The sequence below is a fragment of the Xanthomonas sp. DAR 80977 genome, from assembly GCF_041240605.1.
In the GTDB taxonomy this organism is placed as follows: domain Bacteria; phylum Pseudomonadota; class Gammaproteobacteria; order Xanthomonadales; family Xanthomonadaceae; genus Xanthomonas_A; species Xanthomonas_A bundabergensis.
Genome location: NZ_CP162487.1, coordinates 4,510,754 through 4,533,303, shown reverse-complemented (window position 1 = coordinate 4,533,303; position 22,550 = coordinate 4,510,754). Strand labels below are relative to the sequence as shown.

Genomic DNA, 22,550 nt, shown 5'->3' with positions numbered 1-22,550 from the left:
ACCGCGCTGCGAGAGGGTGGATCAACCCGGAGCAGACAGCGCTCGGGTTTGTCGGCACCACGAAAGGCGTCGGGCGGGGCGGGCGAGCGGATCGAACGATCCTGGCCTCGCCGGCGGTCCCTGAGGGAAACGGACGGCCGCATGCAGACCTGGCCAGTCTACGCTGAATTGGCGCATTGCACAAAAGGCGGCGCGAACCCGCCGACAGCCGGCGATTCCGTTTCACTTGCAACCAATATCCGGTCTGGTCGTACAATCGCCCGATCAGCTCCCCAGCACTGGACGGACATGAAGCTAGGTTCCCTGAAGGAAGGCGGCCGCGACGGCACCCTGGTCGTCGTTTCCCGCGATCTGACCCGCGCGGTGCGCGCCACCGGCATCGCCGCGACCCTGCAGCGCGCGCTGGAGGACTGGAGCAATCTGGCGCCGCGCCTGAACGCGCTGTCCGAGTCGCTCAACGACGGCAGCGCCGACGGCCAGTTCGACCTGGACATCGCCGCGCTGGCCGCGCCGCTGCCGCGCGCCTACGAGTTCCTCGACGGCAGCGCCTACCTGCCGCACGTGGAGCGGGTGCGGCGCGCGCGCGGCGCCGAGGTGCCGGAGAGCTTCTACACCGATCCGCTGATGTACCAGGCGGTCAGCGCCGGCTTCTACGGCCCGCGCGATGCGGTCAAGGTGGTCAGCGAGGACCACGGCATCGACCTGGAGGCGGAGATCGTGGTGGTCACCGACGACGTGCCGATGGCGCTGAGCGCCGCGCAGGCGGCCGCGCACATCCAGTTGGTCGGGCTGGTCAACGACGTGTCGCTGCGCAACCTGATTCCGGCCGAACTGGCCAAGGGCTTCGGCTTCGTGCAGTCCAAGCCGCGCTCGGCGCTGTCGCCGGTGTTCGTGACCCCGGACGAGCTGGGCGATGCCTGGCGCGACAACAAGCTGCACCTGCCGCTGCTGACCCACATCAACGGCGCCTGGTTCGGCGCGCCGGAAGCCGGCGAGGACATGCAGTTCGACTTCGCGCAACTGGTCGCGCACGCCGCCAGGACCCGGCCGCTGGCGGCCGGCGCGGTGATCGGGTCGGGCACCATCGCCAACCAGGACACCACGCGTGGCGCCTCGTGCTTCGCCGAGCAGCGGGTGGTGGAGACGCTGCGCGACGGCCAGCCGAGCACGCCGTTCATGAAGTTCGGCGACGTGGTGCGGATCGAGATGCTGGACCGTGACGGAGTAAGCATCTTCGGTGCGATCGAGCAGCGCATCGAACAGGCGCCGGCGCCCTGACCCGGCCAGCGGCGGCGCGCAGGCGACCGGCGGTGCCGCTGCACCGGTGTCCACCGGTATCGTGATCGTCCGAACGCGGAAGAGGGCAGAGCGTGGAAGAGGCGTTGCAGCTGTACACCTACTGGCGTTCCAGCGCCGCCTATCGCGTCCGCATCGGCCTCAACCTGAAGGGGCTGGCCTACCAGGCGTTGCCGGTGCACCTGCTGCGCGACGGCGGCCAGCAGCATTCGCCCGAATACGCGCGGCTCAATCCGCAGGAGCTGGTGCCGACGCTGTGCCACGACGGCCAGCCGATCCGCCAGTCGCTGGCGATCCTGGAATACCTGGACGAGCGCTGGCCGGAGCCGCCGCTGCTGCCCGACGCGGCGATCGACCGCGCGCGCGTGCGCGGGTTGGCGCAATTGGTCGCCAGCGACATCCATCCGCTCAACAACCTGCGCGTGACCCAGTTCTTCGAGAACGTCTGGAGCGTGCCGCAGTCCGAGCGCGAGGAGTGGATGCTGCACTGGATCGCGCTGGGCTTCGATGCGCTGGAACAGCTGCTCGCCGAATCGCCCGATACCGGCACCTACTGCCACGGCGAGCAACCGGGGCTGGCCGATTGCTGCCTGGTGCCGCAGGTGTTCAACGCGCGCCGTTTCGGCGTGGACATGCAGGCGTATCCGACCTTGGCGCGGATCGAGCAGGCCTGCCAGGCGCTGCCGGCGTTCGACGCGGCGCGCCCGGAGCGGCAGCCGGACGCGCAGGGCTGAGGTCCGGCGTCGGTATCTGCCCCTGTAGGAGCGGCTTCAGCCGCGACAGGCCTTATCGGTAATGCCTGTCGCGGCTGAAGCGGCTCCTACAGGGCGCGCGGCGCCGGCTCAACCGAAGCCGTGGGTGATCCGCGGCGAACTGGCGCCGCCGCCGATGCCGGTGTCGTAGTCGGCGTAGGGGTCGTGTTCGCCGCTGGAGCCCTCGGACAGGCGGAACTTCAGCGCCAGGCCGTCGCGCGAGTCGGCCGCGCGCAGCGCTTCCTCCTGCTCGATCTGGCCCTGCTTGACCATCCGGAACAGGCACTGGTCGAAGGTCTCCATGCCTTCCTCCAGCGACTCCTCCATCGCCGCCTTGATCTCGTGGATCTGGCCGCGGCGCAGCAGGTCGCGGATCATCGGCGTGTTCAGCAGCACTTCGGTGGCCGGGCGGCGGCGCTCGTTCTTGTCCTTGACCAGACGCTGCGAGATCACCGCGCGCAGGTTCAGCGCCAGGTTCATCAGCACGTTCTTGTGCGCGCTTTCCGGGAAGAAGTTGAGGATGCGCTCGATGGTCTGGTCGGCGTTGTTGGAGTGCAGCGTGGCCAGGCACAGGTGGCCGGTCTCGGCGAAGGCGATCGCCGCCTCCATCGTCGTGGCGTCCAGGATCTCGCCGATCAGGATCACGTCCGGCGCCTCGCGCATCGCGTTCTTCAGCGCGTTGTGGAAGGCGTGGGTGTCCAGGCCGACCTCGCGCTGGTTGACGATCGACATCTTGTGCCGGTGCAGGTACTCGATCGGGTCCTCGATGGTGAGGATGTGCCCGGTGGTGGTGCTGTTGCGGTGGTCGATCATCGAGGCCAGCGAGGTGGACTTGCCGGAGCCGGTCGAGCCGACCACCAGGACCAGCCCGCGCGGGGTCATGATCACGTCCTTCAGCACCTGCGGCAGGTGCAGCTCCTCGATGCTGGGAATCTTGCTGCGGATCGCGCGGATCACCATGCCGACCTCGCCGCGCTGCTTGAACACGTTGACCCGGAAGCGGCCGGCGTCCTGCAGCGCGATGGCCATGTTCAGCTCCAGCTCGCGCTCGAACTGCGGCACCTGGCCCTCGTCCATCAGCGAGTAGGCGATCTTCTTGACCATGCCCGGCGGCAGGCCGGTGGCGCCGAGCGGGTACAGCTTGCCTTCGATCTTGATATAGACCGGTGCTCCCGTGGTCAGGAACATGTCCGAGGCGTTCTTTTCGGTCATCAGCTTCAGGAAGTAGCCGATATCCATGCGCAATGGTTCCCCAACGATCCGCGGCCGCCCGTTGCAAGCGCGCCACAGGCTTCCGACAATGGCCGTGCTCGACGTCTCCGCCTACGGCCCCCCTTGATGAAAACTAGCTTCGCACAAATCCGTTGCCCGCAGTACGTGATGGCGTGCGCATTGGCATTGTTTGCCGCGCCCGCCGCCTTTGCCCAGGTCGCCTCGCCGGAGCTGTTGACCGCGCAGCAGGCGGTGCAGCGCGCGATCCAGGCCGACGCCGACCAGTACGCCCCGGACCTGATCGCCAACGCCCGCCAGGGCCTGGAGCAGGCCCAGCAGGCGGCGCTGGACCGCCGCCAACGCAAGACCGCGCCGCAGCTGGCGCTGCGCGTGGCGGCCGATGCCGACCTGGCGCGGGCGCGCAGCGAGGAGGCGGTGGCGAACGCGCAACTGCAGCAGCGCAAGGCCGAGGTGGCCGAGCTGGAGCGCAGCCTGAACACCGGGGAGGGCCGTCCATGAGCCGCCGCCTGGGCATGGCCGGCCGCCTGGCCGCGCTGCTGTTGCTGGCCGCGCCGCTGGCCGCGTTCGCCGCCGACGATCCGGAGCTGGCGGTGCTGAACCAGCGCCTGGTCGCGCTGCAGGCCGATCCGCTGAGCGCCGACCTGGCCGCCTACGAGCGGCTGCAGGCGCAGCAGGCGGTCGCCGCGTTCGCCGCGGCCAAGCGCAAGGAACAGGACGATGCGCGCTATCTGGCCGAGCGCCGGGTCGAGATCGCCGAGACCGCCGCGCGCGCCGCGCTGGCGCGGCGCCAGGTCGACCAGTTGGAGAAGACCCGCAGCGACCTGCTGGTCGAAGCCAGCCGGCGCGAGGCCGCGCGCGCGCGCCAGGAAGCCGAGCGGCTGCGGGTGCAGGCGCAGATCCAGGCCGAGGAGGCCGAAAGCCTGCGCCAGGCGGCCGAGGCCGAACAGCTGGCGCGGCAGGATGCCGAGCAGGCCCTGACCAACGTCGCCGGGCAGCAGACCGCCAAGCTCAGCGCCGCGCAGCAGAAATCGGCCAAGCTGGCCCGCGAGGAGGCCGAACTGGTCGCCGGGGCCAAGTTGCCGGCGTCGCGCTTCGAGCCGCGCGGGGAGGTCTTCACCGTCACCGGCGGCGCCTTCGCCGCCGGCAAGGCGGCGCTGTCGGCCGATGCCGCCGGCCAGGCCAAGGCGCTGGCGCAGTATCTGCAGATCGGCGCCAAGGGCCGGGTGCGGATCGAGGCCTACGATGCCGACGCGGGCGTTGCGCAGAAGCGCGCCGACGCGCTGCGCGATGCGCTGGTCGGCGGCGGCGTCGCCGCGAGCCGGCTGCAGGCGGTGGGCAAGAAGGCGCCGGCGACCAAGGCGCGTGCCGCCGAAGTGGTGATCGCGCCCTGAGCCGGGCTGGCCGTTGCGCGGCCTGCAGGCCGGTTTAACGCGGTTTTTCCCTGGGCCTGAGCGGCAAGCAACTGAATGCGGAAAGCGCGCTGTGCTTCTCTTGCCGGATCCGGTGGGGAGGCGTAGGGTCGAACTCCCAGGCGGCACATCGTCGCCTGGTTCCACGGAGACGCCGGGCCGATGAAGCAGTGGCACGCACCGCAGCAAGACGTTCCAGGGGCAGCAAGCCCGGGCGTTGCGGTGGAGTGGCTGGCGGCCCGCGCGATTCCGCTCCCAGGCAACGCCCCGTGCCGTTCCGGCCGGGGCGTTCTTGTTTCCAGCTGAAGGAGGCTATTCCTATGTTCGAAGGGCAACCGCAGACCGAAATCGACGCGCTGATCAAGTCCGATCCCGAGTTCAAGCAGCTCTATCAACGCCACAAGACCCTGGACAAGAAGTGCATGGACGCCGAATTGGGCGTGCTGCCGATCGACGATCTCACCCTGTCGCAGATGAAGCGGGAAAAGCTCGCGGCCAAGGAAAAGCTGTTGCGGCTCTACGACGAGCAGCAAAAGCCCCACTGATCCCCCTCCCACGACCAGTTCAATTGTCGCGGGCGGTGGCCGGCCTCCTCGTCGGCTTGCCACCGTCCGCGTCATCTCCTCCGTCCAAGCCGCGATCGCGGCTTTTTTCTTGCCCGGCGCGGCGCTTTGTCTGACATTCCGGCGCATACCGCGGATAATCACCGGTCCAGCCGCTACGACGGCGCGATGCTCCCGGACTCGATGGCCATTCACTCTTCCGTACTCGACCTGATCGGCGACACCCCCATCGTCAAGGCCAGCAAGCTCGACACCGGCGTGTGCGAGCTGTACCTGAAGCTGGAAAGCGCCAATCCCGGCGGCTCGATCAAGGACCGCATCGGCCTGTCGATGATCGAGGCGGCCGAACGCCGCGGCGAGCTGTCCCCCGGCGCGGTGCTGGTCGAGGGCACCGCCGGCAACACCGGCATCGGCCTGGCCCTGGTCGCCCAGCAGAAGGGCTACAAGCTGATCCTGGTGGTGCCGGACAAGATGAGCCGGGAGAAGATCTTCAACCTCAAGGCGATGGGCGCCGAGGTGGTGCTGACCCGCTCGGACGTGGCCAAGGGCCATCCGGAGTACTACCAGGACCTGGCCGCGCGCATCGCCGCCGAGACCCCGGGCGCCTACTTCATCAACCAGTTCGGCAATCCCGACAACCCGGCCGCGCACGAGTTCGGCACCGGCCCGGAGATCCTGCGGCAGATGGACGGCAAGCTGGACGCGATCGTGTTCGGCTGCGGCAGCTCCGGCACCATGACCGGCCTGTCGCGCGCCTTCGCCGCCGCCTCGCCGCACACCGAACTGGTGCTGGCCGACCCGGTCGGCTCGATCCTGACCGAATACATCGAGCAGGGCACGGTCAGCGAGAAGTCCGGCAGCTGGCTGGTGGAGGGCATCGGCGAGGACTTCCTGCCCGACATCTCCGATTTCTCGCGGGTCAAGAAAGCCTATTCGATCAGCGACGCGGAGAGTTTCCACACCGCGCGCGAACTGCTGGCCAAGGAGGGCATCCTCGGCGGCTCCTCGACCGGCACCCTGCTGGCCGCCGCGCTCAAGTACTGCCGCGCGCAGACCGAGCCCAAGCGGGTGCTGGTGTTCGTCTGCGACACCGGCAACAAGTACCTGTCGAAGATGTACAACGACTACTGGATGCTGGACAACGGCTTCCTGGAGCGCCCGCAGCACGGCGACCTGCGCGACCTGATCCTGCGCCCGTACAGCCAGCGCGACACCGTGGTGGTCGGCCCCAACGACCTGCTGACCACCGCCTACCAGCGCATGAAGCTGTACGACGTGTCGCAGCTGCCGGTGATGGATGGCGACCAACTGGTCGGCATCGTCGACGAAAGCGACGTCTTGTTGCACGTCTACGGCGACGAGGCGCGGTTCCGCGACCCGGTCTCCACGGCCATGGTCAGCAAGCTCGACCGGCTCGACGTGAAATCGCCGATCGAGGCGCTGCTGCCGGTGTTCGACCGCGGCCAGGTCGCCATCGTCATGAACGAGGGCGCGTTCCTCGGCCTGATCACCCGCATCGACCTGCTCAACTACCTGCGCCGCCGCGTGCAGTGACGCTCGCGCGCGAACGGCCCCGCTGCATGGGGCCGTTCAGACCTCGCTGCTAGAATCACGCCCCTTCTCCGGGAACCCCTCATGACGGACAACGCGTCCAAACCCAATGGCGACGGCCCTGCGCTGTCGCTGGCGACCCTGGCGATCCATGGCGGCCAGCATCCGGACCCGTCCACGGGCGCGGTGATGCCGCCGATCTATGCGACCTCCACCTACGCCCAGTCCAGCCCCGGCGAACACCAGGGCTTCGAGTACTCGCGCACCCACAATCCGACCCGCTTCGCCTACGAGCGCTGCGTCGCCGCGCTGGAAGGCGGCACCCGCGGCTTCGCCTTCGCCTCGGGCATGGCCGCCACCTCCACGGTGATGGAACTGCTGGACAGCGGCAGCCACGTGGTGGCGATGGACGACCTGTACGGCGGCAGCTACCGCCTGTTCGAGCGCGTGCGCAAGCGCACCGCCGCACTGGAGTTCAGCTTCGTCGACCTGACCGATCCGGCCGCGTTCGAAGCCGCGATCGGGCCCAGGACCAGGATGGTGTGGATCGAGACGCCCACCAACCCGATGCTGAAGATCGTCGACATCGCCGCGATCGCGGCGATCGCGCGCCAGCACGGCCTGCTGGTGGTGGTGGACAACACCTTCGCCTCGCCGATGCTGCAGCGCCCGCTGGAACTGGGCGCGGACATCGTCGTGCACTCGGCCACCAAGTACCTCAACGGCCACTCCGACATGGTCGGCGGCATCGCCGTGGTCGGCGCCAACCCCGAACTGGCCGAGCAGCTGGCGTTCCTGCAGAACTCGGTGGGCGGCGTGCAGGGCCCGTTCGACAGCTTCCTGGCGCTGCGCGGGCTCAAGACCCTGCCGCTGCGCATGCGCGCGCACTGCGCCAACGCGCTGCAGCTGGCGCAGTGGCTGGACACCCACCCGGCGATCGACAAGGTGATCTACCCCGGCCTGGCCTCGCACCCGCAGCACGCCCTGGCGCAGCGGCAGATGTCCGGCTTCGGCGGCATCGTCTCGATCGTGCTCAAGGGCGGCTTCGCCGCGGCCAAGCGCTTCTGCGAACGCACCGAACTGTTCACCCTGGCCGAATCGCTGGGCGGCGTGGAGAGCCTGGTCAACCATCCTGCGGTGATGACCCATGCCTCGGTGCCGGTGGAACGCCGCGCCCAGCTCGGCATCAGCGATGCGCTGGTGCGGTTGAGCGTGGGGGTCGAGGATGTGGGGGATTTGCAAGCCGATCTCGATCGCGCGCTGCGGAGCTGACATGCACGACGTGCTGCAACGGGCGAATCGCATTTCGCCGACCGGTCCGTTCCATGCCTGGCTGCATCATCCCAGCCTGACGATGGAGATGACCCGGCGCGACGTGCTCGGTCGCTATCGTGGGGCCAGCTTCGGCCTGCTGTGGTCGCTGATCAGCCCCTTCATGATGCTGGTCATCTATACCTTGGCGTTCGGCTATGTCCTGAAATCGCGCTGGCCCGGTACCAGCGGCAACATCGCCGACTTCGCCATGTTGCTGTTCCTCGGCCTGATCGTGCATGGCCTGTTCGCCGAATGCCTGACGCGCGCGCCCACCTTGGTCATCGGCAATTCGAACCTGGTCAAGCGGATCGTGTTTCCGCTCGACGTCCTGCCATGGACGATGGTGCTGTCGGCGCTGTTCCACGCCTGCACCAATTCGCTGGTGTTCGTCGTGCTGAACCTGATCGTGCGGCATGAAATGCACCCGACGCTGATCTTCCTGCCGATCGTGTTCCTGCCGCTGGCGGTCGGATTGCTTGGCCTGGGATGGCTGCTGTCCTCGCTGAGCGTGTTCCTGCGCGATATCGGGCAGATGACCGGCGTGATCGCCACGGCGACCTTGTTCCTGTCCTCGGCCATCGTCCCGGTCAGCACGCTGCCGCCGAAGTACCAGTTTGTCTTCCACCTCAATCCCTTGACCTTCATCATCGACGAGGCGCGCGACGTCGCGTTCTGGGGACGCGCGCCGGATTGGGCGGGATTGGGGATGTATACGCTTGGCGCACTGGCGTTCGCCTATTTCGGCTACTTCGTCTTCCAGAAGACGCGTCGGGGATTCGCCGATGTCCTCTGAACTCGCGGTCGCGGTACAGGCGGACAGCCCGATGTCCAGCGACGCCGACCTGGTGGTCGATGCGCGCGGCGTCGGCAAGTGCTATCACATCTACGATCGGCCTTCGCACCGCCTGCTGCAGGGGCTGGTGGGCGGCTCGCGGCGCTACTATCGGGAATTCTGGGCATTGCGCGGCGCCGACCTGCAGGTGCGCCGCGGCCAGACGGTCGGCCTCATCGGCCGCAATGGTTCGGGAAAATCGACATTCCTGCAGATGATCGCCGGCACCCTGACCCCGACCGAGGGCAGCATCCAGGTGAAGGGGCGCGTCGCGGCCTTGCTGGAGCTGGGCAGCGGCTTCAATCCCGAATTCACCGGGCGCGAGAACGTCTACCTCAATGCGGCCATCCTCGGCTTGAGCAAGGAAGAGGTGGATGCGAGCCTGGATCGCATCCTCGCGTTCGCCGACATCGGCGCGTTCATCGACCAGCCGATCCGCAGCTATTCCAGCGGCATGGTCGTGCGGCTGGCGTTCGCGGTGCAGGCGCAGGTGCACCCGCAGTTGCTGATCGTCGACGAGGCCTTGTCGGTCGGCGACGCCAAGTTCCAGGCCAAGTGCTTCGCGCGGCTGAAGCAGCTCAAGGACGATGGCGCGTCGATCCTGCTGGTCAGTCACTCGGCCGACCAGATCGTGCAGCATTGCGAGTTCGCCCAGTTGCTCGATAGCGGCCGCGTCCTGCGCCAGGGCAAGCCCAAGGACGTGGTCAACGCGTACTACAACCTGTTGTTCGGCAGCGGCGACAGCGAGACTCCAGCGAACGACACAGGCGAGCGCGCCGCGGATGCGCCGTTCGAAGAGACTGTGCCGTTCTCCGGCGAGGGCAGCGGCTACGAGTCGCGTCCCAACTACAATCCGCACGAATTCCGCTGGGGCGACGCTGCGGCCCGCATCACCGACTTCGAGTTGCGCTCGGCGCAAACGCTCTATCCGCCGATCCTCGAGTCCGGCCAGGAATTGCGCCTCGTGGTCAGAATCGCGTTCGAGCGCGAGGTGATCAGGCCGATCATCGGCTTCACCCTGAAGACCGCCGAGGGTGTCGTCGTCTACGGGACCAATAGCGAGTACAAGCCGCTGCCTGCGTTCACCGCCGGCGGCGCCGCCGGCAGCACGGTCGATGTCGTGGCCGCGTTCCGCTGCGACCTGGCCGACGGCGACTATTTTCTGTCCGTCGGCGTGGCCAGCCGCAGCGAAGAGGATGTGGTGCCCCATGACCGGCGCTACGACAGCATCCATTTCAAGGTGATCAATGCCGATTTCTTCGGCATGGGCGGGTTGGACATGCGGCTGGAAATCGCAGGTTCTCGCCAGGCTGTTTGATAAATCACGCCAACGATGATTCAAGAGGAAGCATTGCATGATTGATTCATTGGCAGCAGCTGGCTATGTCCTGCCCGTGGACGTTGCGGTATGGCGTCGCGACGGGTACGACAGCATCGACTACAGCGATGGCGACAGCTCCGAGGACGGGCTGTTGGCGACATTGCGCGCCGCTGCCGACGTCAGCGTGTTTTCTTCCGAACTGGCGGCCGCTTGCGTGGATTGGCCGAGCCGTTATCACCTGTCCACGGAGCGGGCGAACCTGCTGCGGCCGTTCGCGCAGCATCTGCGGCCGGGTGCGAAGGTTCTCGAGATCGGCGCCGGCTGCGGCGCGGTCACGCGCTATCTCGGCGAGAGCGGGGCGGACGTGCTGGCGCTCGAAGGCTCGCTGCGACGTGCGAGCATCGCCCGTGAGCGCACTCGTGAGCTGCGCAATGTCGCAGTGGTGGCCGAGCGGTTCCAGGATTTCTCGGTCGATCAGCGTTTCGACGTCGTGACCCTGATCGGCGTGCTGGAGTACGCCAGCCTGTTCTCCGAAGCAGAGAATCCCACGCTGCACATGCTGCAGGCGGCGAAGCAGCTGTTGGCGCCGGGAGGGCGCCTGATCCTGGCCATCGAGAATCAGCTGGGCCTGAAGTACCTGGCCGGCGTGCCGGAAGACCATCTGGGGCATCCGATGGTCGGGTTGGAGGACCGCTATCAGGCGCGCGGCGCACGCACCTACGGACGGCACGAGCTCGACTCGCTGCTGCGGCGCGCCGGCTTCGCACGCAGCCGTTTCGCGGCGCCATTGCCCGACTACAAGATGCCGGCAACGATCCTGACCGAACGCGGCATCTCGGCCGACCCCGCCCTGTTCAATGCCGGCGCGCTGGCGGCGCAGGCTGTTCGCCGCGATCCCCAGCTCACGCCCACGACATTCAATCTCCAGCGCGCCTGGCCGGTCGTCGCGGCCAATGGCTTGGCGCTGGACCTGGCCAATTCGTTCCTGGTGGAAGCGGTGGCCGACGACGTGGCGATGGCCGAACAATCGGCGTTGGCGTATCACTACAGCACGCAGCGGCTGGGTGCCTATGCGCGCGAAACGCTGTTCGTCGCGGAGCAGGGCCAATCGGTGCGGGTGCATGCACGCAGATTGTCCGACTCGCCATCGGCAGAGGGTGGGGTTCGTTTGCAGGTGCAAGGCGAGACCGACTATTTCCAGGGCCCTTTGCTGGTCGACGGAATTCGTGCGGTACTGAGTCAGTCGGGCTGGACCCAGGCAGACCTGGTCGCGGAAATGCGGCGCTATTTGCACGCATTGGCGCAAGTGCTGCACGGCGAAGGGCATGCCGTCGCGCTGGACAGCGTCGACAGCGTTTTGCCCGACGACTACCTCGATGCCACGCCATCGAATCTGTTGTGCGCCGCCGATGGCCGGATCGTCTATTTCGATCGCGAGTGGGTCGCCGAGCGCCCGACGCTCGGCTGGCTGCTGTTGCGCTCGCTGTTGTTCACCTATGGCGGCAGTGTCGTGGCGCCGATGGCGGAGGGCGCGCCGATCGATTTGCGGACCCTGCTGCTGGATGTCGTGGCTGGGTTGTTCGCTCCCTCGGCAGGCGGCGGTTTCGATCTGTGGCTCGAGCGCGAACTGGCGTTTCAGCGCCAGGTCACGGGCAAGGACCAGCGCGAAGCGATCGAGGGCATGCTCGATGCAGCCGTGCCGCGTGCAGCAGTCCCCGTTCCTGCGGCCGGGCAGCAGCACGTGGAGATCGCCGACGGGTTCGCGTCGCTTCAGCACTCGCTCAATCTGGCTGGACAGCATGGCGTGAACATGTATGCCTCCATCGCGGCGCTGCACGCCGCGCTTGGGGATGGCCTGGCGCAGACGATGCCGGCCTTGCAGCGGGTTCAGGCCGTCGTCCAGCAGTTGGCCGAGGGCCAGGGCGCCTTGCACGACCGACTCGTTGCCACCGACGACCGTCTGGTCGATTCGATCCGGCACTGGAGCGCACAGCAGGGCGAATTGACCGACCGGCTCGGCGACGCGCTGGGGCGGATGGAGCGCGGCGATGCGCTGCGTGCGCTGGAAGCCAAGGTCGATGCGCTCGCCACGGCGCAGAGCCAGCAGATGGCCATGCTTGCGCAGTTGCAAGGGCGCAGATGGTGGAAGTTGCGGTGACCGTGCCGGATGCGGGCCAACGACCGCCGACGCGAATGCGTTGGGATGCGACGCCGTTGGCCGATCTTGCCTGCGTCGCAGCCGGCGAGGTCGCTACCTGGGAATCTGTGGGGCCCGATCCGCAGTTCGCGCTGACCCAGCCGGCATTGCCGCTTGCCGCCGGCTGGTACAGGCTGCGTGGCGTCTTGCGCGAATTGGATGGACGCCTGGCCAGCCCCTGCCTCTATCCGGACTATGGCAACGGCATCGCCGAAGACACCCGGATCGATCTCGCGCTGGCCCCGGGCCGCGGCAGGTTGGATGTCGTGGTGCGCTTCCCCGAGCCATTGCAGGCGCTGAGATTCGACCCGACAGACGCCTATGCGAGGTTCGAGCTGGGGCCGCTCGAGTCTTATCGGTTGAGCGAGCGCGAGGCCTTCTGGCTGTTGTTGCGCGGCGGCGTCGGCGAGCGGCTGCGCGATGCGCCACAGGAGGCGCTGGAACTCGTCGATGACGCGCAGGCGCAATGGCGAGAGCTGGGTGCTGTCGCATCGTTGCAGGCTCTGCTCTCCACTGAGCGCAAGGATGTGACGGCACGTGATGCCGGCTATGCGACCTGGGCACTGCGCGAGGATCGGCGGCTGGCCGGACTGGTGGCGTCGCCGCGCCGCGACAGGCCAGCCCAGGCTCCGGTGCTTTCGCTGATCCTCCACGATCGGGCGGGAGCGGATTTCTCGGCATGCCTCGCTGCGCTTGGGTCGCTGGCCGGGCAGGCGATCGAAATCGTGGCCGACGCCCGGCAGCTGGGCGAGTGGCCCGTGGACCGTGCGCTGCCGATGCTGCAGACGGTGCATGCCTCGGCACCGCTGGCTGCGCGTCTGCGTGCCGCGCAAGGGGCCTACGTTGCAGTGCTGGCTGCGGACGATCGCATTCATCCGATGACCGCCGAGGCCCTCGCCGAGGTGGTCTCGCTTCCTGCCGCGACCTTGGTCTACAGCGACGAAGACAGGGTGGATGAGGATGGGCGGCGTTTCGCGCCGCTGTTCAAACCGGCGTGGGATCGCCTGCGCTGGTACGAGCAGGATTATCTGGGGCGTAGCGCGTTCGTGCGCAGGGATGCGCTGGCGGATGGCCTGCTCGATGGCCTCGACCCGGAGGTGCCGTGGTTCTCGCTGCTGTGCGCACTGATCCACGAGCGCGCCGCGCTCCCGTTGCACTTGCCGCACATGTTGCGTCACGTGCACGGTGACGCCGGCCCGATCTGCGCTCCGTTTGCGCGTGGCGAAGCGGATGCGACGGCGCGTGCGCGCGTGCTCGGCCCGGCATTGCGCGACCAAGGCGCGCGGATCCATGTGCTGGACCGGCAGCGCTTGCATGTGCAGTATGCGCTGGACGCCGAACCGGACGTCGAGATCATCATCCCCACCCGCGATCGCATCGATCTTCTCGAGCAGTGCATTTCCACGCTGCTCGCCAGGACGGAGTATTCGCGCTATCGCATCACGGTGGTGGACAACGGTTCCGTCGAAGCCAGATCGCATGCCTATTTCGAGGCGATCGGCCAGGATCCGCGCGTCCGCATACTGCGCTACGACCGCCCGTTCAATTATTCCGCGATCAACAATTATGCCGTGGCGCATTGCGCTGCCCAGATCGTGGTCTTGCTCAACAACGATATCGAAATCACCGATGCGGGATGGCTGCGGGAACTGGTGCGGCTGGCTGCGCGCCCGGGGGCGGGCGCGATCGGCGCGAAGCTGTTCTATCCTGATGGGTCGCTGCAACATGCTGGTGTCGTGTTGGGCATCGGTGGCGTCGCTGCACATGCCTTCGCTCATGCGCCGCACGATTTCGCCGGCGAGTACGGACGCGCATTGTTGGCGCAGCGCTATTCGGCGGTCACCGCGGCGTGTCTGGCGGTGACGCGCGCGGCCTACGTCGCGGTGGGCGGCCTGGATGAATCGATCGCGGTGGCGTTCAACGATGTCGATTTCTGTTTGCGGCTGCGCGCGCACGGTTACGACAATGCGTGGACGCCGCACGCCCAGGCCTACCATCACGAATCCGCCAGCCGGGGCATCGAGGACGATCCGGTCAAGCAGGCGCGGTTCGCCGGGGAGGTCGCCACGATGCAGGCGCGTTGGCAGCAGGTGCTCGGCGACGACCCGGCCTACAGTCCCTGCCTGTCGCTGGATGTGCCGGCGTTCTCGCTCGATCCCGATCGCCATGCGCCAGCGCTGGTGCGGGGTTCATATCCCGTTTATCCTGTAGAGTACGCGCCCCCGGTGATCCGGGGGGCCTTTCCCGAGAGTTAGATGTCCGAAACGATTGCACTCAGCGTCACTCCACTGCAGCAGATTGCGCCGCTAGCTCCGACATTCCCGGCCACGGCAGCGCATGATGCGATATGGCGCGCCTTCGGCAGCGATCCCCAGATAGCACTGCGTTGGCAAGGCGAAGCCCTGGCTGGGGGCTGGTATCTGCTCACCGGCGAGCTGTCGGTCTACCGCGGGCGCATGTTCGCGCCGGTGCTGTATCCGACGTATCGCGTCAGGCACAGCGGCGAGGCCGAGCGCATCGACCTTCCCTTGAATATCCCCAGCGGCGAAACCTGCCGGTTCGAGATCGTGGTCCGTCTGGTGGAGTCGACCACGGGCATCCGCTTCGATCCCTCCGTCGCGCCGATGGATTTCAGTCATTCCGCCCTGCACTTGCAGCGCATCGAGCGCGGCGAAGCCATGCGGCGTCTGTTCGGCGCATCGTTTGCCCGCCGCGAAGGCGGCGTGAACAAGCTGCGGCTATTGGCACGAACGGCGATCGATGTGTTGACCAAGGGCGTCCGCAGGATGGCCGATCGCCTCTATCACGAGTATGCGACCCGCATGTGTTCGGGGTCCTTCTCCGACTACGAGGTGTGGCAGGAGTTCTACGATTGCCGCGACGCTGCATGGAAGGAGGCCGCAGACGCGGAGCTCGCCTCGTTGACGCGCAGGCCGCTGGTATCGGTCATCGTGCCGACGTACAACACCCCCGAGCGTTGGTTGCGGCGCTGCATCGAAAGCGTGCGCGAGCAGGTGTACCCGAACTGGGAGTTGTGCATCGCCGACGATGCATCCACCGATCCTGCGGTGATGCAGGTGCTTGCCGAATATGCCGGACTCGACGATCGCGTGCGGTTCCAGCGACGGGAGCAGAACGGGCATATCTCCGCGGCGTCGAACACGGCCCTGCAGATGGCCAGGGGCGAGTTCGTGGCATTGCTCGACCACGACGACGAATTGCATCCCCTGGCCCTGCTCAAGAGCGTCCACGCGTTCGAGAACAACCCGCGCTGGCAGATGCTGTTCACCGACGAAGACAAGATCGACGTGGAGGGGAAGCGGTCCGATCCCTACTTCAAGTCGGACTGGAATCCGGATCTATTCCTTTCGCAGAACTGCGTCTGCCACCTGACCGTCTATCGTGCCGAAGCGGTGCATGCGGTCGGTGGTTTCCTCGAGGGCTTCGAGGGCGCGCAGGATTGGGATCTGACGTTGCGGATCACCGAGAGGCTCCCTCACGATGCGATCGGCCATCTTCCGCTGGTGCTGTATCACTGGCGCATGATCAGTGGCTCCACCGCGATGGCGCCAGGTGAAAAGTCGTATGCGCATCTTGCCGCGTTGCGCGCGGTGCAGGCGCATCTGGACCGGACCGGCAACGGCGGGAAGGTGCTGGAGATGGCGAGCTACAGCGGCTATTTCCGGATTTCGTATCCGCTGCCGGAACCGGTGCCGCTGGTCAGTCTGTTGATTCCCACCCGCGACCGCATCGATCTGCTCAAGCAGTGCATCGATTCGATCCTGGAGCGCACCGACTATCCCAACTACGAGATCGTGGTCATCGACAACGACTCCCAGGAGGAGGCGTCCAGGGAGTATTTCGCGCAGGTCCAGCAGGATCCGCGCGTACGCGTGCTGCCGTATCCGCATCCGTTCAACTACTCGGCGATCAACAACGCCGGCGCGCGCGTCGCGCGCGGGACGGTTCTGGGTCTGCTCAACAACGATATCGAAGTCATCAGTCGCGATTGGCTGGACGAGATGGTCGGGCACGCGCTGCGCCCCGAGATCGGCGTGGTGGGCGCGATGCTGTACTACCCGAACAACACGATTCAGCACGCTGGCGTGATCCTCGGCATCGGTGGTGTGGCCGGGCACTGCTATGTGGGCATGGCGCGTGGCTGGCCTGGCGACAAACACCGCGGTGGCTTGGCGCAAAGTCTGAGCGCGGTGACCGCGGCCTGTGCGATCGTGCGCCGTTCGGTGTTCGAGCAGGTCGGCGGCCTGGACGAGCAACTGGAAGTGGCCTTCAACGACGTCGACTTCTGCCTGCGCGTCCGCGCGGCCGGCTATCGCAACCTTTGGACCCCGTTCGCCGAGCTTTATCATCACGAATCGGCTTCGCGCGGCTACGAGACCACCCCGGAGAAGATCGCCCGCTTCAAGCGCGAGGAGAGCTTCATGAAGGCGCGCTGGGGCAAGGCGTTGCAGCAGGATCCCTACTACAACGTCAATCTCACGGTGGAGTCGACTCCATTCACGCTGGCTTATCCGCCGCGCTCCTGGGAACCGCAATCCTGGGGCCGGGCGCTTGCATGAGCGCCCTGCGCGGCGCCGCAAGCACCGGGATGAAGAGCCGTCTGCCGTGGATCGCGCTGGCGGTCGGCACGATGCTTGGCGGGTGCCACAGGCAGCCACCGATTTCCGACGAAGGCATTGCCACGGCGACCGAGCCGGCATTCGCGCCATATCCTGGGTCGATCGCTAGCTTGCCTACGGGCGGGCACTGCAGCCTGGACGCGGTCGACGGCAGGCCGGCCCAACAGGCACACGTCCGGCCGCGGAGCTGGGTAACGTTCGGCGGCTGGATGGCCGATGCGGCGGATGGCGTGCCAGACGGCGCAACCCTCGTACTGAATTCCACGGCAGCGTCATACGCGGTTCCCATCGTCGCCGGCGGAGAGCGTCCGGATGTGGCCCAGGTCTTGGGCAAGCCGGCGCTGCTGCGCTCGGGTTACAACCACAGGGCATGGCTGCCTGCCATCCAGCCCGGAAGCTATCGCGTGTTCTTGGTGTACGGGCGCGACAAGGCCGCGTCGGCATGCGAAATGGGAACGATCGTCGCTGGCGAGCCGTGAGCGCCTCGCTCTACCCCCCGCAATGATTGCGGGGGAGCGGACCCACGGCTAGTGCGTGTCGTTCGGCGAAGCGAAGCTCTCCAGCGGCCTGGGCTGGTCGCTGCCGGACAGCGCCTGGAGAAGATACGGATCGTTTAAGAGCTGGTGCAGCCGCTGCGAATTCGGATAAGGCAGTGGCAACTGTCCGCTTTCGAACGATACGTCATCTTTGGAGGCGACGTAGTACAGCACGCTCTGCGCCTGAGCCTGCGTGGCTTCGTGCCGGCCATGCAGCGCCGCCATATCGACGTGGAATCGCTCGGCCCAGCCACCGAACACGGTGAGCGCAAACAGCGCCACGATCGCGTACGTGCCGCGTTGCGCCCAGACGGGAAAGGGGCGACGGAGCTGCAGCAGGCGAACGGCGAACCATGCGTTCGCGAACAATCCGGGAATGAGGATTTCGGTATAGCGTGGGGACAGTTCCACCAAGTCGTGCCCTCGCCCATAGGCGATGGCGACGGCCTGCAGGCCACCCCAGGCCAGCAAGCCGGCCATGGTGATGTCCGTCTTGCCGACTGGCTTGGCATGCAGCGTCAATGCCAGGCCAAGCAAGCCGGGAAGCCATAGCAGCAGCGCTGGCGCGTACATGCCGCGGACCGGCCAGCTCAACACGCGCGCCAAGCCGCCGAACAGCTCGAGCGCGGACTGCGCGCGCATTGCCGCGTGCTGGGGGATGACGGGCATGCTTTTGTACGCCGCCACGGCGATCGCCATCAGGACGCAAACGGCCAGCACCGGCGGCCATTTGCGCCCAGGCAGCAGCAGGGCGGCCAGCGCATACGTGGCCGCCGCTGCGACCGGCGTCAGCAGGCCGGATGCCATCGTGAGCGCGCTGACGACGGAGAGCGCGACAACGCCACCGATGACGATCCAACGGTCGTGCTTCGCCGCGGCAAGCGAGACCGCCAGGACGGCGAACAGGATCAGGAAGTAGAACTGGCTCTGGAAGCCGACCAGGAAGTTCTCCCAGGCGTAGGGCAGGACCGCCGCGCAGATCGCCACCGCGACCAACAAAAGGCGTGCGAGCAGCGATGCGCCGATGCGCATGCCGTGCCAGACCAGGAGGGCCGGAATCATCGCGTAGATCGCCGCGCTGATTCGGGCTTCGTAGATGTTGTTCCACTGGCCGGTTGCCAGGTAACTCGCCAGCGTCACAAGCTTCGTCGGCAGGATCCGATGTTCGTTGTGGGCATGCCACAGCTCGGCAAGGCCGAGCGAACCGGACAGCAGAGGTCTCAGAAGATTGTCGCCTTCGCCGTCCCATTGATCCCAGAACGGCATGCTTACGGCGAAGTGTTCGATGTAGAGCAGGCGTGCGGCGAGCGCGACCAGGCCCACGGCCACGGCGATCAACCAGGAAGGATAGGGCTGGCTCCGGCCACGGCGATCCCCTGCATGGCGCATGGCGGCATCGTTCATGCAGGTCGCTCTTTGAAGGTGAGTGCCTTGTGGCCGAAATAGCTGGTGAAGACCGGCACCGCGACCCCGATCGCATGCGCCAGCGTTTCAGGATGGAAGCGCATGCCGATCGCAGGGAAGATCCAGCGGGCGAAGATCAGGCTGCAGGCCAGCGTCTGCAGCACAGCGGCGACGTTGATCAGCGTGAACCAGATGGCCTGGTGCTTCAGGCCGGTGCTGGCAGCTTCGAAGACGAACATGCGGTTGAGCACGAACGCCGTGAGCATGCCGATGAGATAGGCCACGACGATCGACCACGTGTACGGCATGACATGACCGAGCAGGATGCGGGAGCCGAAGTTGGCGGCTGCAGCGGTTCCTCCTGCCAGCAGAAACTTGACGAACTTGAGCGATGTCATGCGCGAAGCACGACGTCTGCCAGGCGGTCCGCCGCCTGCAGGCTCTCGGAGATCGAACGGTCCTCCGGATAGTAATAGGCGGTGTCGGCCATGAAGAACCCGTTCAGCGGGGTCCGCATCGCCGGGAGGCGTTCCTGGAAGCCTGGCGGACAGATGGTCTGCGCGAATTCATAGCGGTGGCAGTGGCTTGCCAGAACCCAGTCGCGTTGGAACGACGGATTCAGCTTCGGCAGGTAGCCGAGCACCTCTTCGATCAGCGCTTCGTTGCTCATGCTCCATTTCGGGTGCGTCTTGGGCATGTAGAACGGGGCGTACAGAATCTTCTGCCCCGGCGGCGTGGTGGGATTGAGGTTGCTGTATTCGATCACGCCAGGGATCGCGATGCCCGGGTCGCTGATGTTCATCCAGAAGTTTTCGCTGACCGGCTGCTTCAGTTTCAGGATGACGCAGGCGACCGGGATGTTCTCGACGGCGCGGATCTGGGCGCTGAAATCGCTCGGCAGGCCCGGCACCATCGCCGGCACGTACTGGATGGGAGCGGTCGATACCACGCCATCGTAGGGCAGGAACTGGCCGCCGGCGCGGACCCCGCTGACGCTGCCGTTTTCGCTGACGACTTCGTCGATGCCCTGCGACAGCAGGATGCGGCCGCCGCGCGCGGTGATGTCTGCCGCCATCTTGTCCAGCAGGGTGATCGAGCCGCCATCCAGGTAGCCGAGGCTTTCATGCATGAGGCTGCGCCGCGACAATGCGATGCGCTTGATGCGCGTGCCGATCCAACTGGCGGAAAGATTGTCCTTGTACTCGAAGAACTTCAGCCGGAATGCGTCCTTCCACATCACGTCGTACGCCTTGTCGCCGATCCACTTGCGGATCCACGTGGTCGCATTGACCTTGTCCAGCGCCGTCCAGTCCTTGATGCCTTTGGTATACATGACGTGCAAGGCATAGCGGAACTTGCTGATCGGTCCAAGATGCGGGAAGCCCAGCAACGCGAACGGCGTTCCCCACTTGTAGAGCTTTCCATTGTAGAAATAGCCCATCTTGGTATCCGTCCAATGCAGCTTGTCGGACAGGCCGTAACGGGCCAGCAGGGCGAACAGCGGATCGTCGGTCTTGCAGATGAAGTGATAGTAGCGCTCGATGGGCAGGCCATCGAAATCGAAGGTGGCGGACATGCCGCCGATGCGGTCGTCGCGTTCGTAGATATCCACGCTGTGGCCGGCGTCGAGGAGCCGAACGGCCGCCATCAGGCCCATGGGGCCGGCGCCGACGATCGCGTAGTGCTTCTTTGAGGTCATGTCATTGGCTTCAGTAGAGGGTCGCCGGCGCCGGCAATCGGTGGGTGGCGCGGCAGGCAGGGAGCAAGTTTAGCGTGTCATCGCCGTGGGTGATGCGGGCGGCGGGATCGTTCAGGTCGGCAGGTCGGGGTGCCTTGTGCGGCGCGCCAGGCGTGGAAGGCAGCCCGGATTGTCGATGCGGCGGCGCTCAGTCCGAACAGGAGCCAGCGGTCCTATACCACGGCACCTGGATGGAATGCAGAATGTAGAAACAAGCCGGAAAGGGCGACCCACATCGATTTGAAGGCGAGCGATGTCATCTTGGCCAAGGCGGCTTTGGATACCAGACGAGACCGGAGCAACCGACATTCATGCATCATTGAAATATACAGCCAATGAAAATAGCTTGTGCGTCGCCGTCCGCCCCGGTGTAGGGAGTAGCTCCCCCCGCAAGTACCGGGCAAGTCGGGGGCGTTCCCGCCCATCGGACATCGATCTTCGTGCCTTACCCATCGTAAAAGATGGGTATGGACGGTTCAGCGTTCCAACGGCGCAGGCGTTATTCCTTCTTGGTGATGGTCACCTGCCAGCCCTGCGGATTGAGCTGGATGGTGTGAGAGCCCGGCTGGTCGAGTTTGCGCAGTTCCGAAGCGGGGCCGTGGTCGACAAAACTCGGCCGCAGCATGTGGTCGCGATTCAACAGGCCGACGAACAGCATGAACAGCAATGTGCATTTGGCGCCTTGCCCTTCGCTGCCGAGCAGATCCTTCAAGCCGATGAAGCAGGTCCACCAGAACACGATCTTCAGGGCGAAGAAATAACGGTCGCCATTGAGCAGCGACAGTAGCGGTTCCACGGTGATCTTGTGCGCCGCCGCCAGCACCTCGATGATCGCGAACGCCAGCGCCAGAACCATGCCAATCCGGATGGCGGGGGCAAGCCTGCTGAAGAACAGCAGGTACGCGACAGCTGCCGCATAAGCGAGTGGCCAAAACACGGGGCGTAACGGGTTGTAGCCGAAAATATGCAGCGGCGCGGCCTGCCCCAGGGAGCCGACCACCAGATGTGCGAGGGAAGTGGCCTGGTCCTGGCCGGGAGTCGAGCCGAACAGGAACGACACCTGGACCAGGGCGCACGCGGCCACCAGCGCCCAGCATACGAGGTCGCGCTGTTCGAAATATCCGGTGGCGATGGAAAGAAGGTTCGAGCGCCTGGTGATGCGCAGGACGAGGAAGCCGACGAACGCCAGCGCCATCAGCATCGTGCAGATGATGGAAAACGGCCCGGTCAGCGCCGCGACGACGAGTGCGCCATTGAGCAGGCGCCTGGCCACCGGATTGCTGGCCTTCGTGGCGATGAAGCAGTAAGTGACCAGCGGGAATTGCAGGAACCACTGGACATTGGTGATCGTGCCGAACACCTCCCCGTTGGTGGGGGTGAGCAAGAAGGCAGCAAGCACCAGATACGGCGGAATCAGCGCGCGTAGATTCCTGGCGCATATGAAGATCGAGACTGCGGAGAGGGCGATCGCGCTGGCGTTGTAAATGAACGGAGTGAACTGCGCGCTGGCAAAAGACGCCAGCCATGCCACCAGTCTGGGCACGGCATGCAGGTACCCCGCGTAGGGGGTGAACAACAGCAGTCCCTGTTGCTCGATCTGCTGCTTCAGGAAAACGACGGCGTCTTCCGCCCACAACTGCGGATGCGACAGCGCATCGTTGGATTTCAGGCACACCAGTACCAAGGCAAGGAGAAATATGCCGAGATCGTGTCTGCCCAGGCCGATCCTGTAGTCGCTGCGCGTGTTCATCGACGTCGGGCCTC

At 66.1% G+C, this 22,550-nt stretch carries 18 protein-coding genes; 13 read left to right on the top strand and 5 right to left on the bottom strand.

Annotated elements, in window-relative coordinates; all coding sequences use genetic code 11:
* Positions 1–288 precede the first annotated feature (288 nt).
* Together AB3X10_RS19220 and maiA are read left to right on the top strand one after the other, a co-directional pair.
* The gene (locus AB3X10_RS19220) at positions 289–1,278 is read left to right on the top strand and encodes a fumarylacetoacetate hydrolase family protein (protein ID WP_369977011.1); all 990 of its coding nucleotides are present in this window, start codon (positions 289–291) and stop codon (positions 1,276–1,278) included.
* Between the two features lie 92 nt (positions 1,279–1,370).
* Entirely contained in the window at positions 1,371–2,030 is a 660-nt protein-coding gene (gene maiA, locus AB3X10_RS19215) for a maleylacetoacetate isomerase (protein WP_369977010.1), read from the top strand.
* A 108-nt stretch (positions 2,031–2,138) separates the two neighbouring features.
* Here the strand turns inward: maiA and AB3X10_RS19210 are convergent, their stop codons facing one another.
* Complete coding sequence (locus AB3X10_RS19210) at positions 2,139–3,287, bottom strand: PilT/PilU family type 4a pilus ATPase (protein WP_369977009.1); 1,149 nt, start codon at positions 3,285–3,287, stop codon at positions 2,139–2,141.
* A 99-nt stretch (positions 3,288–3,386) separates the two neighbouring features.
* Here AB3X10_RS19210 and AB3X10_RS19205 point away from each other — a divergent pair, with 99 nt between their 5' ends.
* From AB3X10_RS19205 to AB3X10_RS19155, 11 genes are all read left to right on the top strand, one after another.
* The gene (locus tag AB3X10_RS19205; RefSeq protein WP_369977008.1) at positions 3,387–3,779 is read left to right on the top strand and encodes a DUF4398 domain-containing protein; all 393 of its coding nucleotides are present in this window, start codon (positions 3,387–3,389) and stop codon (positions 3,777–3,779) included.
* Positions 3,776–4,672 carry an OmpA family protein gene (locus AB3X10_RS19200; protein WP_369977007.1) on the top strand — a complete coding sequence of 299 codons (897 nt, stop codon included), beginning with the start codon at positions 3,776–3,778 and terminating at the stop codon, positions 4,670–4,672. Before AB3X10_RS19205 ends, AB3X10_RS19200 begins: the two co-directional genes overlap by 4 nt.
* Before the next feature lie 338 nt (positions 4,673–5,010).
* Positions 5,011–5,235 carry a YdcH family protein gene (locus AB3X10_RS19195; RefSeq protein ID WP_009575526.1) on the top strand — a complete coding sequence of 75 codons (225 nt, stop codon included), beginning with the start codon at positions 5,011–5,013 and terminating at the stop codon, positions 5,233–5,235.
* Between the two features lie 201 nt (positions 5,236–5,436).
* Positions 5,437–6,807 carry a pyridoxal-phosphate dependent enzyme gene (locus tag AB3X10_RS19190; RefSeq protein WP_369981906.1) on the top strand — a complete coding sequence of 457 codons (1,371 nt, stop codon included), beginning with the start codon at positions 5,437–5,439 and terminating at the stop codon, positions 6,805–6,807.
* Positions 6,808–6,888: 81 nt separating this feature from the next.
* On the top strand, positions 6,889–8,076 hold the full coding sequence (locus tag AB3X10_RS19185; RefSeq protein WP_369977006.1) for a cystathionine gamma-synthase: 1,188 nt from the start codon (positions 6,889–6,891) through the stop codon (positions 8,074–8,076).
* Between the two features lies 1 nt (position 8,077).
* Positions 8,078–8,911 (top strand): ABC transporter permease, encoded by an 834-nt coding sequence (locus AB3X10_RS19180; RefSeq protein WP_369977005.1) that lies wholly within the window; start codon positions 8,078–8,080, stop codon positions 8,909–8,911.
* A 31-nt stretch (positions 8,912–8,942) separates the two neighbouring features.
* Positions 8,943–10,268 carry an ABC transporter ATP-binding protein gene (locus tag AB3X10_RS19175; RefSeq protein WP_420018516.1) on the top strand — a complete coding sequence of 442 codons (1,326 nt, stop codon included), beginning with the start codon at positions 8,943–8,945 and terminating at the stop codon, positions 10,266–10,268.
* Between the two features lie 37 nt (positions 10,269–10,305).
* Positions 10,306–12,429: a methyltransferase gene (locus AB3X10_RS19170; RefSeq protein ID WP_369977003.1), complete on the top strand. Its 2,124-nt coding sequence runs from the start codon at positions 10,306–10,308 to the stop codon at positions 12,427–12,429.
* On the top strand, positions 12,426–14,723 hold the full coding sequence (locus AB3X10_RS19165; protein WP_369977002.1) for a glycosyltransferase: 2,298 nt from the start codon (positions 12,426–12,428) through the stop codon (positions 14,721–14,723). Before AB3X10_RS19170 ends, AB3X10_RS19165 begins: the two co-directional genes overlap by 4 nt.
* The gene (locus AB3X10_RS19160) at positions 14,724–17,048 is read left to right on the top strand and encodes a glycosyltransferase family 2 protein (protein ID WP_369977001.1); all 2,325 of its coding nucleotides are present in this window, start codon (positions 14,724–14,726) and stop codon (positions 17,046–17,048) included.
* Positions 17,045–17,587 carry a hypothetical protein gene (locus AB3X10_RS19155; RefSeq protein WP_369977000.1) on the top strand — a complete coding sequence of 181 codons (543 nt, stop codon included), beginning with the start codon at positions 17,045–17,047 and terminating at the stop codon, positions 17,585–17,587. The genes AB3X10_RS19160 and AB3X10_RS19155 overlap by 4 nt, the downstream gene beginning before the upstream one ends.
* 48 nt (positions 17,588–17,635) lie before the next feature.
* Here the strand turns inward: AB3X10_RS19155 and AB3X10_RS19150 are convergent, their stop codons facing one another.
* The 4 genes from AB3X10_RS19150 to AB3X10_RS19135 form a co-directional block, all read right to left on the bottom strand.
* On the bottom strand, positions 17,636–19,048 hold the full coding sequence (locus AB3X10_RS19150; protein WP_369976999.1) for a hypothetical protein: 1,413 nt from the start codon (positions 19,046–19,048) through the stop codon (positions 17,636–17,638).
* Positions 19,045–19,446 carry a GtrA family protein gene (locus tag AB3X10_RS19145; RefSeq protein ID WP_369976998.1) on the bottom strand — a complete coding sequence of 134 codons (402 nt, stop codon included), beginning with the start codon at positions 19,444–19,446 and terminating at the stop codon, positions 19,045–19,047. Before AB3X10_RS19145 ends, AB3X10_RS19150 begins: the two co-directional genes overlap by 4 nt.
* Positions 19,443–20,747, bottom strand: a complete 1,305-nt coding sequence (locus AB3X10_RS19140; protein WP_369976997.1) for an NAD(P)/FAD-dependent oxidoreductase — start codon at positions 20,745–20,747, stop codon at positions 19,443–19,445. Before AB3X10_RS19140 ends, AB3X10_RS19145 begins: the two co-directional genes overlap by 4 nt.
* Before the next feature lie 538 nt (positions 20,748–21,285).
* A complete protein-coding gene (locus AB3X10_RS19135; protein ID WP_369976996.1) occupies positions 21,286–22,536 on the bottom strand; it encodes a hypothetical protein in 1,251 nt (416 codons plus the stop codon).
* Positions 22,537–22,550: the final 14 nt, after the last annotated feature.